General features: G+C 71.5%; 15 protein-coding genes. 3 read left to right on the top strand and 12 right to left on the bottom strand.

Annotated elements, in window-relative coordinates:
* Positions 1-3: 3 nt before the first annotated feature.
* The gene (locus ACWDLG_RS16060) at positions 4-1350 is read right to left on the bottom strand and encodes a phosphomannomutase/phosphoglucomutase (RefSeq protein WP_449920422.1); all 1347 of its coding nucleotides are present in this window, start codon (positions 1348-1350) and stop codon (positions 4-6) included.
* Positions 1351-1390: 40 nt separating this feature from the next.
* Complete coding sequence (locus ACWDLG_RS16055) at positions 1391-1759, bottom strand: DUF3499 domain-containing protein (protein WP_354906010.1); 369 nt, start codon at positions 1757-1759, stop codon at positions 1391-1393.
* A 153-nt stretch (positions 1760-1912) separates the two neighbouring features.
* Here ACWDLG_RS16055 and ACWDLG_RS16050 point away from each other — a divergent pair, with 153 nt between their 5' ends.
* On the top strand, positions 1913-2353 hold the full coding sequence (locus ACWDLG_RS16050; RefSeq protein WP_354906011.1) for a metallopeptidase family protein: 441 nt from the start codon (positions 1913-1915) through the stop codon (positions 2351-2353).
* 205 nt (positions 2354-2558) lie between these two features.
* On the opposite strand, the gene ACWDLG_RS16045 is transcribed toward ACWDLG_RS16050, so the two are convergent.
* Both ACWDLG_RS16045 and ACWDLG_RS16040 read right to left on the bottom strand, forming a co-directional pair.
* The gene (locus ACWDLG_RS16045; RefSeq protein ID WP_354906012.1) at positions 2559-2822 is read right to left on the bottom strand and encodes a WhiB family transcriptional regulator; all 264 of its coding nucleotides are present in this window, start codon (positions 2820-2822) and stop codon (positions 2559-2561) included.
* A gap of 336 nt (positions 2823-3158) precedes the next feature.
* Complete coding sequence (locus ACWDLG_RS16040; protein WP_449920418.1) at positions 3159-5300, bottom strand: hypothetical protein; 2142 nt, start codon at positions 5298-5300, stop codon at positions 3159-3161.
* Positions 5301-5495: 195 nt separating this feature from the next.
* Between ACWDLG_RS16040 and cofD the strand changes: the two genes are divergently transcribed.
* Together cofD and ACWDLG_RS16030 are read left to right on the top strand one after the other, a co-directional pair.
* Positions 5496-6434: a 2-phospho-L-lactate transferase gene (cofD, locus tag ACWDLG_RS16035; protein WP_449920416.1), complete on the top strand. Its 939-nt coding sequence runs from the start codon at positions 5496-5498 to the stop codon at positions 6432-6434.
* Positions 6431-7699, top strand: a complete 1269-nt coding sequence (locus ACWDLG_RS16030; RefSeq protein WP_449920414.1) for a coenzyme F420-0:L-glutamate ligase — start codon at positions 6431-6433, stop codon at positions 7697-7699. The genes cofD and ACWDLG_RS16030 overlap by 4 nt, the downstream gene beginning before the upstream one ends.
* A 126-nt stretch (positions 7700-7825) precedes the next feature.
* Here the strand turns inward: ACWDLG_RS16030 and ACWDLG_RS16025 are convergent, their stop codons facing one another.
* The 8 genes from ACWDLG_RS16025 to ACWDLG_RS15990 form a co-directional block, all read right to left on the bottom strand.
* Positions 7826-10420, bottom strand: coding sequence for a bifunctional FO biosynthesis protein CofGH (locus ACWDLG_RS16025; protein WP_449920412.1), 2595 nt, complete (start codon positions 10418-10420; stop codon positions 7826-7828).
* A 211-nt stretch (positions 10421-10631) separates the two neighbouring features.
* The gene (locus tag ACWDLG_RS16020) at positions 10632-11588 is read right to left on the bottom strand and encodes a DNA-3-methyladenine glycosylase family protein (RefSeq protein ID WP_449920410.1); all 957 of its coding nucleotides are present in this window, start codon (positions 11586-11588) and stop codon (positions 10632-10634) included.
* A gap of 10 nt (positions 11589-11598) precedes the next feature.
* The gene (locus ACWDLG_RS16015) at positions 11599-12690 is read right to left on the bottom strand and encodes a sugar phosphate nucleotidyltransferase (RefSeq protein ID WP_449920407.1); all 1092 of its coding nucleotides are present in this window, start codon (positions 12688-12690) and stop codon (positions 11599-11601) included.
* 20 nt (positions 12691-12710) lie between these two features.
* Entirely contained in the window at positions 12711-13823 is a 1113-nt protein-coding gene (locus ACWDLG_RS16010) for a glycosyltransferase family 4 protein (RefSeq protein WP_449920405.1), read from the bottom strand.
* A gap of 60 nt (positions 13824-13883) precedes the next feature.
* Positions 13884-14765, bottom strand: coding sequence for a lysylphosphatidylglycerol synthase transmembrane domain-containing protein (locus ACWDLG_RS16005; RefSeq protein WP_449920403.1), 882 nt, complete (start codon positions 14763-14765; stop codon positions 13884-13886).
* Entirely contained in the window at positions 14762-15571 is an 810-nt protein-coding gene (locus ACWDLG_RS16000; RefSeq protein ID WP_354906026.1) for a class I SAM-dependent methyltransferase, read from the bottom strand. Before ACWDLG_RS16000 ends, ACWDLG_RS16005 begins: the two co-directional genes overlap by 4 nt.
* A 15-nt stretch (positions 15572-15586) precedes the next feature.
* Positions 15587-16642 carry a glycosyltransferase family 4 protein gene (locus ACWDLG_RS15995; RefSeq protein ID WP_449920401.1) on the bottom strand — a complete coding sequence of 352 codons (1056 nt, stop codon included), beginning with the start codon at positions 16640-16642 and terminating at the stop codon, positions 15587-15589.
* A complete protein-coding gene (locus ACWDLG_RS15990; protein ID WP_354906029.1) occupies positions 16639-17532 on the bottom strand; it encodes a glycosyltransferase family 2 protein in 894 nt (297 codons plus the stop codon). The genes ACWDLG_RS15995 and ACWDLG_RS15990 overlap by 4 nt, the downstream gene beginning before the upstream one ends.
* Positions 17533-17594: the final 62 nt, after the last annotated feature.

Raw genomic sequence — 17594 nt, 5'->3', positions numbered from 1 at the left:
GTTTCAGCTCCTTACAACGGCGAGGACCTCGTCCCTGATCGCCGCCATCTGGCTCGGGTCGGCCGCCTCGGCATTCAGCCTGAGCAGCGGCTCGGTGTTGGACGGACGCAGATTGAACCACCAGCCGGACCCCGTCACGGTCAGGCCGTCGAGCTCGTCGAACTCGCCGCGGCCCGTGAAACGCTCACGCACCCGCCGCAGGGCCTCCTGCTGGTCGGCGACCGTGCTGTTGATCTCGCCGCTGGCACTGTAGCGCGCGAACGGCGCCAGCACCTGCGACAACGGCCGATCCTGCTCGCCCAGCGCGGCCAGCACGTGCAGCGCGGCCAGCATGCCGGAGTCGGCGAACCAGAAGTCGCGGAAGTAGTAGTGGGCCGAGTGCTCCCCGCCGAAGACCGCGCCCGTGCGGGCCATCTCGGCCTTGATGAAGGAGTGGCCCACCCTGGTGCGCTCCGGCACGCCGCCGTGCTCGGCGATGATCTCCGGCACGCCGCGCGAGGTGATCAGGTTGTGGATGACGGTCGAGCCCGGGTGCTTGGCCAGCTCGCGGGCCGCCACCAGGGCCGTGATCGTGGACGGCGAGACCGACTCGCCACGCTCGTCGATCACCCAGCACCGGTCGGCGTCGCCGTCGAAGGCCAGCCCCAGGTCCGCGCCGTTGTCGAGGACGGCCCGCTGCAGGTCGCGCAGGTTGTCGGGCTCGATCGGGTTGGCCTCGTGGTTGGGGAAGGTGCCGTCGAGCTCGAAGTAGAGCGGCGTCACCGTGATCGGCAGCCCCTCGAACACCGCGGGGACGGTGTGACCGCCCATCGCGTTGCCCGCGTCGACGGCGACCCTGAGCGGTCTGATGCCGGACAGGTCGACCAGGGAGCGCAGGTGCCGGGCGTAGTCGTGGAGCAGGTTCTTCTCGATCCTGGTACCGGTACGGTCGGCGGGGATGCCGCCGGCGAGGTAGCCGGCGGCCCTGTCGCGGATCTCGGTCAGCCCGGTGCCGGCGCCCACCGGCACCGCCTCGGCGCGACACATCTTCATGCCGTTGTAGCGGGCGGGGTTGTGGCTGGCGGTGAACATCACACCGGGCAGACCGAGGCTGCCGCTGGCGTAGTAGAGCAGGTCGGTGGAGCCGAGCCCGGCGTCGATCACGTCCGCGCCCCTGGCGGTGGCGCCGCGGATGAAGGCGTCGGCCAGCGCGCGCGAGGAGACCCGCATGTCATGGGCGAGGACGGCCTGCTCGGCGCCGAGCACGTCGACGAACGCCGCCCCGACGGCCTCGGCGCTCTCCTCGTCGAGCTCCTCGGGCACCACGCCGCGCACGTCGTACGCCTTGAAGATCCTGGAGAGATCGCCCACTCGTCCGCCCCTTGGTCGCCTGCTTACTGGGACGAGCCTACTAGCGCTCCCGGTGGGGTTGGGCGGAGCGCAGAACACGCAGATGACCGCGCCGGCCGACCTCCACACCCTGCCCGACGGGCTCGGTGCTGCCGGACGAGGGCGGCCTGGCCGCCTCGCGCACGGCGTTGGCCAACGCCTCGAGGTCATCGGTGCTCGGGCTGGCACCGTCCGTCGGCAGGCGCACGACCTCCCAACCACGAGGGGCGGTCAGCCGTTCGGCGTGTTCGGCGCACAGGTCGTAGCAATGCGGCTCCGCGTACGTCGCCAAGGGGCCGAGAACAGCGGTCGAGTCGGCGTATACGTACGTGAGCGTGAAGACGGCAGGCTGACTGCACGCAGTGCGGGAACAGCGACGGACGGGGCTCACGGAGGGACCGTATCTGCTATGCGTGCGAGGCGCCACTACCTGAGCACTCTTAACGAGCGTGTCGCCACAATTCGGACACCTGTCCCACTGTTTCCACCCACCTGTACCGATGTCGGCCCTGATTGGGTGCGGCCGAAAGCTTAAGCTTGGGGTGTGACACCGACGCGCGGCCCTCGACGGCGCGACCGCCACGGGCGCGGCCTTCGCGGTCCGCTCGCTCCCTCGTACGTTCCCCTTGCCCGCTCGCGCAGCGAGCGCTTCGACGACCTCGTCCTCGACGCGGTCGACCGGCTGAAGCCCAAGTGGGGCAAGCAGCTGGCCGCCGTGGAGTTCGCGGTGGAGGAGGTCCCGCCGGCCAGCGAGCTGGGCGACGGGCCCGGCCGGCTCGGATCGGACCCGATCCCCTTCGGCCGCGCCGACGCGGCGTCGGGCTCCCAGCCGGCGTCGGTGGTGATCTACCGGCGGCCGCTGGAGGCGCGGGCACGCGACCGCGACATGCTGGGGGCGCTCGTCCACGACACGGTGGTGGAGCAGGTGGCGTCCCTGCTCGGCGTGTCCCCCGAGACGGTCGACCCCGGCTACGACGAACGCTGACCACCCCGGCCACGGACCGGAGGGCCCTTCCGGGGAAGCCCGCGGCCGAGCCGTTCCTGCTGCTGTTGCCGGCGCCGACGACACGGTCGGCGGGTCGGCCCCAACCGGGGAGATGATCAGCGTCGGGCACCATGACAGCCGAAAAGGGTCACGCGGCAGACACCGAACCGCCGCGTGACCCTTCGTAGATATCTCGTTGAATCAGTTAAACGGCCTGCTTCTTGATCCTTCGGCGTTCCCGCTCGGACAGCCCACCCCAGATGCCGAACCGCTCGTCGTGCTCGAGTGCGTATTCCAGGCACTCGGCCCGCACCTCGCATGAACGACAGACCTTCTTGGCCTCTCGGGTGGAGCCACCCTTCTCCGGGAAGAACGCCTCAGGATCGGTCTGCGCGCACAACGCACGCTCCTGCCAGCCGAGTTCTTCAGCCTCAAGCTGATCTTGTGCGATGACCACCAAGTCGGTCACTGCACACCTCCCTGCCGCCCGCCCGCAATGGAGCCCCCCATAGACGCCTCCCTCTATACCCCTCCTGGAGGCGTAACAACATGGCTGTAATTACACGCGCGGGCCGTGGCCGACGTCAAGCGGCATGCCGGTATCCGGGGAAAGACCACCTCGCCCCGGTGTGCTTGCCATGGGAGGTTCACGACCGTGTGAATCCGGTATCCATGGCCTTGCCGTGACTTGTTCAACGCTGTCAGCGGTCGGAACCGTACCAGGGCAGACTTGACGCCCGCCCAGGGCCCACCTTCTCTCTATCCGGAATTGACCGACCTCTTACCGGCCCTCTTACCGGCCTTTTTACCGGCGCGGATCGTTCGGCGTGTAGATGGCCGTCGGGTCGATAGGGTCGTCTCCCGGGCGGTAGCCGCTCTGGTCGAACCTGATCGTCGACTCGGCGTGCTGCCCCTGCGGGTAGGTGGCCGCGGGCGGGGACTGCGGGTGGCCGAACGGGTCGTCGTAGGGCTGCTGGTACGGCTGCGCCGCGTCGAAGTGCAACTGCGGATGCGTGCCGGCTGTCGACTGCTGGTAGCTCTCCGCCTGCTGGTAGGCGTGCAGCATCTGCTGCGAGCGCGGGTCGACGGGCGGGTCGGGCTCGGCGTAGGGCGGCTGCTGCTGCGTGTACTCCTGGCCCGAGTAACCGGCGAACGGGGCGCCGCTCTGCTGCTCGAAGGCGGGCGGCTGCTCGTAGTAGGGCTGCTGCTGGGGCTCCGCCTGCGGGTACGGCGTGCTCGGCGCGGTCTCGGCCGGCTGGTAGGACGGCGTGTCGTAGGCGCTCGGCGGCGTGTCGTACGCGGCCGGTGCGCTCGGCGGCGGGTTGTAGGCGTTGGGGAGGCTGTCGGCGGGCACGTACGGCGCGGGCTGGTAGTCCTGCTGCGGCGCGAAGCCGTTGCTCGGCAGCGTCTCGGACGGCGTGTAGCCGTTCTGCTCCTGCGGCGAGGCGTAGGATGCCGGCTCGGGCCGGTAGGTCTGGGGCTCGGGCGCGTAGGCGCTCGGCTGCGGCTCGACCGGCGCGTAGGCGGGCTGCTGCGGCGTGTCGTAGGCGGTCTGCTGGGGCGCCTCGGCGTAGGGGCTGTCCAGCGAGGTGTAGGCGCCCGGCTGCGGCGCGTAGAGGCTCTGCGACTCGGGCTGGGCGGCGTAGAGGTTCTGCGACTCCGGCTGCGGCGCGTAGGCGCTCTGCGGGTCCGGCTGAGGTGCCGCGTAGGCGCTCTGCGGCTCCGGCTGGGGCGCGTAGAGGTTCTGCGGCTCGGACGGCGACGCGTAGAGGCTCGGCGACTCCGGCTGGGGCGAGTAAAGGCTCTGTGACTCCGGCTGCGGCGCGTAGACGTTCTGCGGTTCCGGCTGGGGCGCGTAGACGTTCCGCGGCTCCGCCTGGGGGGCCGCATAGGCGCTCTGCGACTCCGGCTGGGGCGCGTAAAGGCTCTGCGACTCGGACTGCGGCGCGTAGACGTTCTGCGACTCGGACTGCGGCGCGTAGACGTTCTGCGACTCGGGCTGCGGCGCGTAGGCGCTCTGCGACTCGGGCTGCGGCGCGTAGGCGCTCTGCGACTCGGGCTGCGGCGTGGGCGCGGGCGGCAGGGCGGGCAGTTCGGGTCTGGGCGGCGGCTGGTAGGCAACCTCCGGCTGGACCTGCTGCGGGGCGGGGCCGGCGGCGCCCTGGCCGAACGGCTGCTGGTCGTAGCCCTGCGGGCCGCCGTGGGCCGCCGGCTGCGAGGCGTGACCGGAGGAGGGGGGCTGCTGGGCGTACCCGACGGTGGACTGGCCGTACTGCTGGGTCTGGCCGGGGGGCTGCTGGCCGTACTGCTGGCCGGAGGGGGGCTGCGGCGCGGAGGGGTGCTGGCCCTGCGGCTGCTGGCCCGGAGTCTGGTGGCCCGAAGTCTGGTGGCCCGGGGTCTGGTGGCCGGGCGCCTGGCTCGGAGGCTGCTGGCCGAAGCTCTGCTGACCGAATCCGGGCTGCTGGCCGAAGCCTGGCTGCTGGCCGTACCCACTGAAGGAGGGGGTGGCAGGACGTGCGGCGAGCACCTGCGGGAGCAGGTAGACCACGCCGAGCGCGGTGAGCGCGAGGGTGGGGACGCCGGTGAGCACGAAGGCCAGCAGAGCGGCGAAGCCCAGGCCCGCGAACAGGCCCAGCAGCAGCGCGATGGCGCCGAAGACGGCACCCGCGGCCAGCGTGCCGGCCGCGCCGTAGGCGATGGTCTTCGCCTTGGGGGTGGGGCTTCCGCCCAGCTGGGTGACCAGGACCACGGCGCCGACGGCGAGCGCGGCCCCGACGGGGCTCGTCAGGTCACCCTGGACCATGCGCGCCCTGAGCACCAGCGAGGACACCGTGCCGGACTCGGAGACCAGCAAACGCACGAGCGCGGCGAGGACGTTCCCCGCCGCGACGGCAAGCATGATCAATGCAGCCGGCTCTCTCAGCCGGCTGACGTCTATTTTGCTCACAGTTAACCCCCTGCTGGTGGCTTACCACCCGAGGGGAGTTTGCCACATACCTGACTTTGGTGGCGGGAGTCCCAGCAAGCTCATCTACCCCAATCCTCCCTGATCAGCCCAGATGCACTGAAATTTCATGACATGAGGACATGGAACGCTGCCGCTCCGGACAGGTCTCCGAGACCCGGATGCAAGACTGACGGCATGCGTATCGTGTCCCTAGCCGGCGGCATCGGCGGAGCCCGCTTCCTGCGCGGCCTGCGTGCCGCCGTCCCCGACGCCGAGATCACCGTCATCGGCAACACCGGTGACGACATCACCCTCTTCGGCCTGCGGGTCTGCCCCGACCTCGACACCGTGATGTACACGCTCGGCGGCGGCATCAACGAGGAACAGGGCTGGGGGCGAGAGAAGGAGAGCCACGTCGTCAAGGAGGAGCTGGCCGCCTACGGCGTCGAGCCGCAGTGGTTCGGGCTCGGCGACCGCGACTTCGCCACCCACATCGTGCGCTCGCAGATGCTGGAGGCCGGCTACACCCTCTCCCAGGTGACCGAGGCGCTGTGCGCGCGGTGGCAGCCGGGGGTGCGGCTGCTGCCGATGAGCGACGACCGCTGCGAGACCCACGTCGTCATCAGCGACGACCAGGGCCGCCGCGCCGTCCACTTCCAGGAGTGGTGGGTACGGCTGCGCGCCTCCGTGCCCGCCGAGTCGATCGCGCTGATCGGCGCCGACACGGCCAGGCCCGCCCCGGGCGTCATCGAGGCGATCGCCGAGGCGGACGTGGTGATCCTGCCGCCCTCGAACCCGGTGGTGAGCATCGGCACCATCCTGCAGATCCCCGGCATCCGTGACGCCCTGGTCGCCAAGACGGTCGTCGGCGTCTCCCCCATCATCGGCGGGGCGCCCGTGCGCGGCATGGCCGATGCCTGCCTGACGGCCATCGGCGTGGAGACCAGCGCGCAGGCCGTGCTGTCCCTCTACGGCGCCGACCTGATCGACGGCTGGCTCGTGGCGGAGGAGGACGCCGCCGTCGCCCTCGACGGCGTGCGCGTCGAGGCCCGGCCCCTGATCATGCACGACGCCGACGCCGCCGCCGACATCGCCCGCGCCGCCCTGTCCCTGGCCGAGGAGCTGAAGCGATGACCGCCGGGATCCAGGTCTTCGGCGTCCAGGGCATCGGCGAGGTCCGTCCCGGCGACGACATCGCCGCGCTGCTGAAGGCGGAGGACCTGCGTGACGGCGACATCGTCGTCATCACCTCCAAGATCGTCAGCAAGGCCGAGGGCCGCCTCCGCCAGGACACCGACCGCACCGCGGCCATCGAGGAGGAGACCGACCGCGTGGTCGCCAGGCGAGGCGACACCGTCATCTCCCAGACCCGCCACGGATTCGTCATGGCCGCGGCCGGCGTCGACGCCTCCAACACCGAGCCGGGCACCGTCCTGCTGCTGCCCGAGGACTCCGACGCCTCCGCGCGCCGGATCAGGGCCGCCCTCGGCGGGCGCGTCGGCGTCATCGTCTCCGACACCTTCGGCCGGCCATGGCGGCACGGGCTCACCGACGTCGCCGTCGGCGCGGCGGGCGTGCGGCCGCTCGAGGACTTCAGGGGCGGCACCGACACCCACGGCAACCCGCTCGTCGTCACGGTGACCGCGCTGATCGACGAGATCGCCGCGGCGGCCGAGCTGGTCAAGGGCAAGGTCGCGGGCGTCCCGGTGGCGATCGTGCGCGGCCTGTCCCATCTGGTGACCGATGACGACGGTCCGGGGGTCCGCCCGCTCATCCGTCCCGCCGACGAGGACCTGTTCCGTTACGGCTCCCGCGACGTGGTCTTCGCCCGCCGTACGATCAGGGAGTTCTCCTCCGCCCCCGTCAACCCGGAGGCGGTACGGCGGGCCGTGGCGGCCGGCATCGCGGCCCCCGCGCCGCACCACACGACGCCGTGGCGGTTCGTGCTGGTGGAGTCGGCCGAGACGCGGCTGCGGCTGGTGGACGCCATGCGCGAGGCGTGGATCGCCGACCTGCGCGGCGACGGGTTCTCCGAGCAGTCGATCGCCAAGCGGATCAGGCGCGGCGACGTCCTGCGGAACGCCCCCTACCTGGCCGTGCCCTGCCTGGTGATGGAGGGCTCGCACACCTACCGCGACGACAGGCGCAACGCGGCCGAGCGGGAGATGTTCGTCGTCGCGACGGGCGCGGGGGTGGAGAACTTCCTGGTCCAGCTGGCGGTGGAGGGGCTCGGTTCGGCCTGGGTGTCGTCGACGATGTTCTGCCGCCCGGTGGTGCGTGAGGTGCTCGACCTGCCCGAGTCGTGGGACCCGATGGGGTGCGTCGCCATCGGGCACGCCGCCGCGCCGCCCCGCGACCGCGCCCCGCGCGACGCCGCCGACTTCATCGTCACCCGCTGACCCGCCGGGAGCCCGCCGTCGTGCGACGGCGGGCAGTCCGCTCACCCGGGCCCGGCCTCCGCCTCACCCGCCGGAACCACCCATTCAGTCGGCTGCCGGGTGACTCGTGGATATCCGGTGGAATGGTCAGACGACTGGCAGGGGGCGGCGGACGCTGCGGCAGACGCCGTCGCTGGCCGCCGACGCCGCCAGCCGCTCCGCCGACGGCGTGCCGTACTCGGTGGTGCGCTGGCGCAGCGGGCGCCCCGCGGCGGCGACCATCTCGCCGATCTCGCTGATGGTCTTGTAGGAGCCGTTCTCCGACCCCGCCATCCGGCTGATCGTCTCCTCCATCAGCGTGCCGCCCAGGTCGTTGACGCCGCCCCGCAGCACCTGCTTGCACAGGTCGTCGCGAAGCTTCACCCACGAGCACTGGATGTTGTCGATCGCGCCGTGCAGCAGGATCCGCGCCAGGGCGTGGACGGCCCGGTTCTCGCGGGCGGTGGGGCCGGGCCTGGCGATGCCCGCCAGGTAGATGGGCGCGCTGTGGTGCACGAACGGCAGCAGCACGAACTCGGAGAAGCCGCCGGTCCGCTCCTGGATCTCGCGGATGAGCCTGATGTGCCGCACCCAGTGCAGGTGGGTGTCCACGTGGCCGTACATCATCGTCGAGGTCGTCGGGATGCCCACCCGGTGCGCGGTGGTGATGACCTCGATCCATTCCTTGGCCGGCAGCTTGCCCTTGGTCAGCACCCAGCGCACGTCGTCGTCCAGGATCTCGGCCGCGGTGCCGGGAAGGGAGTCGACGCCCGCCTCCTTGGCCGCGACCAGCCAGTCCTCGATGGACAGGTTCGTACGGCTGGCGCCGTTGATGACCTCCATCGGGGAGAAGGCGTGGACGTGCATGTCGGGCGTCCTGGCCTTGACCGCCCTGGCGATGTCGAAGTAGGCGGTGCCGGGCAGGTCGGGGTGGATGCCGCCCTGCATGCACACCTCGGTGGCGCCCGCCTCCCAGCCTTCCTGGGCGCGGTCGGCCACCTGGTCGAGCGAGAGGGTGTAGGCGTCGGCGTCGGTCCTCCGCTGGGCGAAGGCGCAGAACCGGCAGCCGGTGTAGCAGACGTTGGTGAAGTTGATGTTGCGGTTGACGACGAAGGTGACGTCGTCGCCCACGGCCTCCCGCCTGAGGTGGTCGGCGAGACGGGCCAGCTCCTCCAGGGCCTCGCCGTCCGCGCCGAGCAGGGCGACGGCCTGGGCGTCGGTCAGGCCGGCCGGGTCGCGTTCGGCCTGGCGGAGCGCCTCGGCGACGTCTCCCATGACGCCTGCCCCGGGCGCCCCGACGGCGCCGGCAGGCGCCTCCTGGGCGTCGGAGGAGGAGGGCCCGCCGCCGGGGAGGCGGTCGCGCAGGGCCTCCCAGTCGCCGTAGACGTCGTCGAAGTCGTCGCGCCGGTCGTTGGTGCGGCCGGAGGTGTCGACCTCGACGTGCAACTCGGTGCGCCCGGCCGCCTCGAACCCGCCGTCGGGCTCCTGCCAGGGCCGTCCTACCAGCGGCGCGTCCTCGCGCGCCAGCCCGGTGGCCGGGTCCGCCAACGCCGAGACGTGCGCGAAGAGCCGGGGGTCGAGCCATGGCTCGCCGGCCAGCACGTACTCGGGATAGATCGTCAGCCGTTCCTTCAGCTCGAACCCGGCGGCGGCCGTACGGGCGGCCAGCTCGTCGATGTGCGGCCACGGACGCTCGGGGTTGACGTGGTCGGGCGTGAGCGGCGACACCCCGCCCCAGTCGTCGATCCCGGCCCTGATCATCAGCGCGTACTCGTCGTCGACCAGGTTCGGCGGCGCCTGGACGTGCATCTTGGGGCCCAGCACCAGCCTGGTCACCGCGATCGTCGCGGCCAGCTCCTGTAGGGAGGCGTCGGGCAGCCCGCGCATCGCCGTGTCCTGCTTGGCGCGGAAGTTCTGCACGATGACTTCCTGGATGCCCCCGTACTCCCTGGCCACCCGGCGCATCGCGAAGACGGACTCCGCCCTGTCCTCGATCGTCTCGCCGATCCCGATCAGGATGCCGGTGGTGAAGGGCACGTTGGAGCGGCCGGCGTCCTCCAGCACGCGCAGCCGTACCGCGGGGTCCTTGTCGGGCGAGCCGTAGTGGGGCTGGCCCTTCTCCTCGAACAGCCGGCGCGAGGTGGTCTCCAGCATCATGCCCATCGAGGGGGCGACGGGCTTGAGCCGCTGGAAGTCCCGCCACGAGAGCACGCCCGGGTTGAGGTGGGGCAGCAGGCCGGTCTCCTCGAGCACCCTGATCGCCATCGCCCGCACGTAGGACAGCGTGTCGTCGTAGCCGTGGGCGTCCAGCCACGAGCGGGCCTGGTGCCAGCGGTCCTCCGGCCGGTCGCCGAGCGTGAACAGCGCCTCCTTGCATCCCATGGCCGCGCCCTGCCTGGCGATCTCCAGCACCTCGTCGGGGCTCAGGAAGGCGGCCGGCAGCTTGCCCGGCGCGGTGGCGAAGGTGCAGTAGCCGCACCTGTCCCTGCAGAGCCTGGTCAGCGGGATGAAGACCTTCCTGCTGTAGGTGATGACGCCGTTGCGGCCGTTGGCGTCACGCACGCGCGAGGCGTGCTCCAGCAGGGTGTCCAGATGCTCGTCACGGGCCTGGAGCAGCACGGCGGCCTCGGTGCGGTCGAGGGCCTTGCCGTCGCGGGCGCGGGCGAGCGCGCGACGGAGTGCGGAATCGCTGACTTGGGTCATACCGGCACCCTAGTCGTTAAGCAATGCTGAAGGGTAGTTCGTAGAAAGTCTCGATGGACGTAAATAGATGCACAGACAATAATTGGGGGTGAGCAAAAGGAGCACATCATGTCCTGGATCTTCATCGTCAGCCTCATCGCCCTCCTCGCCATCGCCGGCCCGTTCCTGGGCACCGACTCGCGCGACGGCAGGGACTGGAGGAAGCCGCCTTTCAGAATGACCGGTAGTCGCGGGCGGGCAGCCTAGGCCCGCGCGCGGGCGGCCGCCGCCCGGTGAGCTCGACCAGGAGGCAGGCCCGGTGCCGGTGCCCCCGGTACGGCTCGAGCAACCGCAACATCTCGGCGTCGTCGGCCTTTCGCCCCGTCAACGCCCAGCCCACGATCGAGGCGAGATGGTAGTCGCCGACGCTCACCGCGTCGGGATCGCCCCAGCAGCGCTGCCGAACCTCCGCCGACGTCCAGACTCCGATGCCGGGCAACGCCCGCAGGAGCCGGTCCAGCGAGGCGGAGTCGGCGGCTGCTTCCAGCTTGTCCGCATGCCAGGCCGCGGTGGCGATCGTCCTGGCGCGCACGGCCTCCGCACCCGCCCGATGCCAGTCCCAGGCGGGGATCTGGCGCCAGACCTCGGGTTCGGGGATCACCCGCATGCCCTCGGGCGCCGGCCCCGGCGCGGGCGTGCCGTACCTGCGCAGCAGGTACCGCCACGCGCGCCACGCCTCCCGGCCGACCACCTTCTGCTCCAGGACGGCGGGCACCAGTGCCTCGAGCACCCGGCCGGTGCGCCCGATCCCGGGCACGCCGTAGCCCCGCAGCACGTCATGGTGCACCACGAAGCCGGAGACATCGTCCTCCGCGCCCAGCAGGCCGGGCAGCGAGTCGAGCAGCCACGCCGCGCCTGGCCCCCACGCCTGGCCGCCCCATCTGGTGACGCGCAGGGTGCCGGGACCGTCAGGGGTGCGGCAGGTGCGCCAGATGGTGCCGTCGGCGGCCCGGTGCCAGGTCGGGTCGTGCCCGCCGTGCTGGTGCGGCCCCAGGATCCGCGCGTGGTCGGCGCCGACCGCCAGCCTCCGCTCCATCGCGGCCACCGGTCTCGGCCGCACGGCCGGCAGGGGGCGGGGCGCCGCCGTACGGACCGGGCGGGCGTCCGGGGCCGGGGAGAGGCCGTCCATGACAGCCAGGCTACGCGTCGCTGGAGAAGCGGACCGCGCACTCCGGCAGCACCACGCCAGGCCAGATCCGGGCCCCCGCCTGCAGCTCGTTGCCCGGCCCCACGGTCGCGCCGTCGCCGATCACCGAGTCACGCACCGTGGCGCCCTTGGCGATGCGCGCGCCGAGCCCGATGAGGGAGTCGACCACCGTCGCCCCCTTCTCGATCACGCACCCGTCGCCGAGCACGCTGCCGCGCACCGAGGCGCCCGCCTCGACCACCGCCCGCGCCCCCACCACCGAGCCGCCGGTGACCTTGGCCTCCTGCGACACGACGGCCCCGTCGAGCGTCAGCGACTCGCCCGTCGGCCCGGGCAGCGCCGGGGAGCTGAGCCGGCCGAGGACCAGGTCGCGCGAGCCCTGCACGAAGGCGGCGGGGGTGCCGACGTCGAGCCAGTAGCTGCGGTCGGCGTAGCCGAGCACCAGGGCGCCCGACTCGATCAGCCCTGGGAAGGTCTGCCGCTCCACCGACACGACCTCGTCCGGCGGGATGGAGTCGATCACCGACCGGGTGAAGACGTAGCACCCGGCGTTGATGCGGTTGGTCACGGGATGCGGGGTCTTCTCCAGGAACGCGGTGACCCGCCCGTCGGCGTCGGTCGGCACGCAGCCGAACCGCGACGGGTCGTCGACCTCGGTCAGGTGCAGCGTCACCGCGGCCTCGCGGGCGACGTGCTGCCTGACCTGGTCGCCGACGTCGTGCCCGGACAGGATGTCGCCGTTGAGGATCAGCACGGGGTCGTCGGGACCCGCGGTCAGCGCCTGGGCCGCGTTCCGGATCGCTCCACCGGTGCCGAGCGGCGTCTCCTCGGTCATGTAGACCAGTTCGAGGCCCATCGCGGAGCCGTCGCCGAAGACCGGCTCGAACATCGCTGCCTTGTAGGACGTGGCGAACACGATGCGCCGTACGCCGAAGGAGCGCGCCTGGGCGAGCTGGTGCGCCAGGAACGGAACTCCGGCTGTCGGCAACAACGGCTTCGGTGTGCCGAGCGTCAGTGGGCGCAGGCGCGTTCCCTGGCCTCCGACCAGGAGTATGGCCTCAAGACCTGGCAAGGAGCTTCCCATCACCCCGTGAGGTTACCCAACTATTCGACCGCGCGTTGATAGGACAACAGATGCGCCTGCGCGGAGGCGTCCCAGCTGAACTCCTTCGCCCTGGCGAGGCCCGCGGCCGCGAGCCCCGCGCACCGCTCGGCCGAGGTGAGCAGCTGGCGGAGCGCGGTGGCGATGCTGTCGGAGTCGGGTTCGGTGTAGGCGACCGCGTCGCCGCCGACCTCGGGCAGCGAGGTGCGCCGCGTGGTGAGCACGGGCGTCCCGCAGGCCATCGCCTCCAGCACCGGCAGCCCGAAGCCCTCACCCATGGAGGGGAAGGCCACCACGAGCGCGCCGCCGAGGAAGCCCGGCAGGTCGGCGTAGGACAGGTAGCCGGGCCTGACGACCTTCACCGTCGCCGACACCTCGCTGACGGCCGCGTCGACGTCGGCCTCGTGCACGCCGCCGCCGATCACCAGCGCGGGCGGGTCCTGCAGCCCCTCGATGGCCCTGGCGAAGCCCCTGATCAGGTTCGGCACGTTCTTGCGCGGCTCCAGCGCGCCCAGGAAGGCGACGTACGGCCGGCCGTGCAGCGCCAGCCGGTCGGCCACCCGCCCGATCTCCGCCTCGCTGGGCGAGTGGAACATCGCGTGGTCGACGCCGTGGTAGGCCACGTCGATCCTGGTCGGGTCGGCGGCCAGTACCTTGACCAGCTCGTCGCGCGTCGCCTTGGACGGCACGATCACGCGGTGAGCGTGCCGTACGGCGGTGCGGGTGGCCGACCGGAAGAAGACGGACTCCTGCTGCTCCGGCTGGCTGAACCAGGTGACGTCGTGCACGGTCACCACGGTGGGCAGGCCGGAGCGCAGCGGCATGGAGTAGTAGGGCGCGTGGATGACCTGGGCGCCCACCCGCTGGGCGATCAGCGGCAGCCCGGACTGTTCCCAGGTGAGCCTGGCCGCCTTGTTGGTGATGGAGGCGGGCCCCGGCACCACTCTGGCCGACGGCGCGATCCTGGCGTACCGGTCGGCGTCGGCCCGCTGGCAGGCCACGCTCACATCGGCGCCCGCCCGGTGGAGCCCACCGACGAGCCCGTCGACATACCTGTTCAGCGCGCCACGATCGGCCGGCACGGCGGCCGCGTCGATGAGCACTCGGGGTATCACGAAAGATCCCTCCCCAGAAGACCCTCGCCTGCCCTCAACCCTACGACCGTGTGGGGCGAATCACACGGAATTGCGGTCCATGGCGGACTTGGCGGCGGCGCCCGCGATGGCGGCGCAGACGAGATCCCCGAGGATGATCACCATGCGGGAGCAGAGCGCGAGCGCGAGCGCCGAGCCGCGGTCGAGCACGGGCGACATCACCGCCACCATGGCCGCCTCGCGCACCCCCGCCCCGGCAGGCACGACGAAGGTCATGATGCCCAGGCACCACGTCAGCGCGAACGCGCCGACGGAGAACAGCAGCCCGCCCGAGGCGCCCATGTCGGCGGCCAGCAGGTAGAGGTGGGCGCCGTAGGCGGTCCAGCCGGCCACGGACCAGGCCAGCGCGGCCAGCATGCCCCTGCGGGTCAGCGGCCGTTCGAGCGGCTCGCGCTTCAGCTTGCGCAGGCCGAAGCCGATCAGCGAGTTGATCACCTTGGGTTCGAGCAGCACGGCGAGCACCGGGATGAGCAGCAGCGCCCAGCCGAAGCGGTCCCAGCCGAGCGTGACCAGCGTGACCAGCAGCCCGGTGGCCAGCTGGATCGGCATCATCAGGAAGAAGGCCGCCGCGCTGCGCGCGCGTGGCACGCCGAGGTCCTTGCCCATCTCCATCTGGGCGAGCACCGGCCAGACCGCGCCGGGGATGTACTTGCCGAGCTGGCCGACGAAGAACACCCTGGCCGCCGGTCTGAGCCGCAACGGGGAGCCCAGATCGGCCAGCAGGGTGCGCCAGGTCAGCATGGCGGCCAGCAGGGCGGCGACGACGGAGACGAGCGAGCCGGCCACCATGGGCCAGGTCAGCCTGGCGAACCCGGCCAGCACGGAGTCCCACTGCTTGGCGACGACCCAGGCCCCGAAGCCGAGGGCGACCAGCAGGAAGCCGAGCCGTACCGCCTTCTTCACAGTCGCTCCGGCGGCTGCGGGAGCCTGGCGCCCGCGGGGGTGCGCGGCCGCTTGGTGGCCACCCACAGGTAGGTCGGCACCAGCGGGAGCATCAGCTTGAGCACGCCGCGCGGTGTCCTGGCCAGCACGGTCTTGACGAGCCTGCCCAGCGCTCCGGGAAACAGCTCGCCGCCGGCGAAGGCCGCGGGCGTGGCCAGCACGGGGAAGGTGTAGTCCCACACGTGGAAGGCGCGGGTCATCCGGCGCAGGCCGCGCCGGGTGCGGAAGCGCTCGTAGTAGTGGTCGGCCCGGCCGAAGGCGCGGACGTAGCGGTCGGCGAGCGCGGGCGGCAGGTAGGACAGGAACGGCAGCTTGTAGTGCGGCTCCATGATGCCGAGCTTGTTGCCGAGGCCGAGGTAGAGGACGCCGTCGTCGGACAGCACGCGGTGCATCTCGGCCACGACCGCGTCGGGGTCGATGACGTGCTCGTAGATGTGGTTGAAGACCAGCACGTCGACCGAGCCGTCGGGGAAGGGCAGCGCGGTGCCGTCGCCGCAGATGAAGGCCACCCGCTTGCCGAACCTGTCGGCCGCCTTGCGCAGGCCCGGCACGTCGATGTCGATGCCCAGCGTGCGGCCCGCGCCCGCCGCGGCCAGCTCGTCGGCGATGAACCCGGCCGAGCAGCCGATGTCGCCGACCGTCAGCCCGTCGAGCGGCCCGTGGAAGTGCTCCAGCACCGCGATGATCTTCGCGGCCTTGCGCCGGCGCTTCGCCTCGTCGAGCATCGCCGACTGGAACTCGGAGTACTCCAGCTGCTTTTCCCTCACCACACCCGCATCCTCTCAGGCCCCGAGGAGCGTGTCGGTGTAGTCGCTCCAGTAGGGCTCGGGGTCGACCGCCCGCACGCCCGCGCGCAGCCGCTCCGGGTCCTCGTAGAAGCGCTCGATCGCCTTGCGCAGCGCCTCGACGTCACCGGGCTCGACCAGCAGCCCGTCGACGCCGTCGCGGACGTTGTCGGCCAGCGCGCCGACCCGCGTCGCGATCACCGGCACCCCGTGCTCGTGGCCCAGCCAGACGTTCTGGCTGGCGGTGGCGTGCCGGTACGGCAGGACGAGCGCGTCGGCCGCGGCGAACAGCGCGGGTACGTCGGCGGCGGCCACGTAGCCCGGCCTGAGCTCGACCCGGTCACCGATGCCGAGCTCGGCGACCAGCGCCTTCGTCTGCTCGATCCCGCCCCAGAACTCGCCCGCCACGGTCAGCGAGACCCCCTCGGGCAGCGCCCTGAGCAGCAGGTCGAGCCCCTTGTAGGGGCGGACGATGCCGAAGAACAGCAGCCTGCGGTGGACGCCCTCGCCCCTGGCCTGACTCCTGGCGGGCAGGTGGGGCGGCAGCGCGGCCGTGCTGACCGGCCTGCCCGTCAGGCTCCTGGCCAGCTCCGCCTGCTCCTCGGAGTGGGTGAGCACGCCGTCGACCCGCCGCAGCAGCGCCCTCATCAGCGGCTCGTCCCAGGGCTTGCGCTCGTGCGGCAGCACGTTGTGGCACAGCGCCACGACCCTGGCCGCGCGGCCCACGCCGTACGCGATGCCGAGATAGGGCGGCACCTGCACCGGGCTGAGGACGGCCAGGATCACCAGGTCGGCGGTCCTGAACCGGCGGCCCGCCGCCAGCCACCCGTCGGGCCTGCGCCAGTCGAGCTTCCTGCACGTCTTCGGGTACGGCTCGCCCTCGGGCACGTCGATCGTCTGCTGCCCCGGGTAGAGGAAGGACGGGTACTGCGCCTTCCACGACTCGATCACCACGTCGTGGCCCAGAGCCGCGAGCCGGCGCGCCAGCTCGGTGGTGTGCTGGGCCCCGCCGCCCTTGTACGGGTAGGTGGGGCCGACGATCGCGATCCTCATTCGCCGCGCGACCTCACGATCAGGTCGGCCAGCAGCGCGACCGAGCCGATCAGCATGCCGGACAGGAAGATCACGATGGTGTTGCTGGTGAGGTAGAAGCCGTAGCGGGCCACGTCGTAGACGCCCTTGCCCAGGCCGAGGACCACCAGCCACAGCGCGGGCGGCATCAGGACCTTGAGCGGGTTGAAGTACATCACCATCCGCAGCACCTGCAGGATGTAGCGGTAGGCGTCGCTGACGAAGCTGAACTTGGACTTGCCCGCCCGCTTGGCGTAGTCGATCGGCAGGTAGTAGACGTCGTGCTGGTTCGACAGGAACGACAGCGTGATCGTCGTGACGCAGGAGAAACCGGGAGGCAGCAGCCTCAGGTACGGCCTGGCCACCGACTTGCGGAACGCGCGCATCCCCGAGTTGAGGTCGGGGATCTTCTGCCCGGCGAGCTTCTCCGCGATCTTGCGGATCACCCACTTGGCGGGCACCCGCAGCAGCTTGTGCGAGCCTTCCTCGCTGGTCCGCGCGCCCACGACCTGGTCGACCGTCTGGTCCTTCTCGAGGATCTGGACGAGCTCGGGGATCCGCTCGTTCGGGTAGGTCATGTCGGCGTCGGTCCACACGACGATCTCGCCGCGCGCCTCCTGGGTGCCGATCCTGCGGACCGTGCCCGAGCCGCCGTTGCGGTGGAAGGCGCGGATGCGCATGTGCGGGAAACGCGGAGCCGCCTCCTGCAGCCTGACCAGCGTCTCGTCGGTCGAGCAGTCGTCGACCGCGACCAGCTCGTAGGTGTAGCCGCTCGAGTCCATCGCCTCGGTGATGCGTTCGACCTCGTCAATGACGTGGTCCTGCTCGTTGTAGCAGGGCAGGACGATCGTGACGTACGGCGTAGCTTCCACAGCGGATCCAGTCTCGGGGGGCTCAAGCGTGCTCACGTGGGACGAGGGTACCGTTACCTGGA

Source organism: Nonomuraea sp. NPDC003727, from assembly GCF_053586935.1.
The sequence above is the reverse complement of the archived record's forward strand: the minus strand, read 5'-3'. Positions and strand labels throughout refer to the sequence as shown.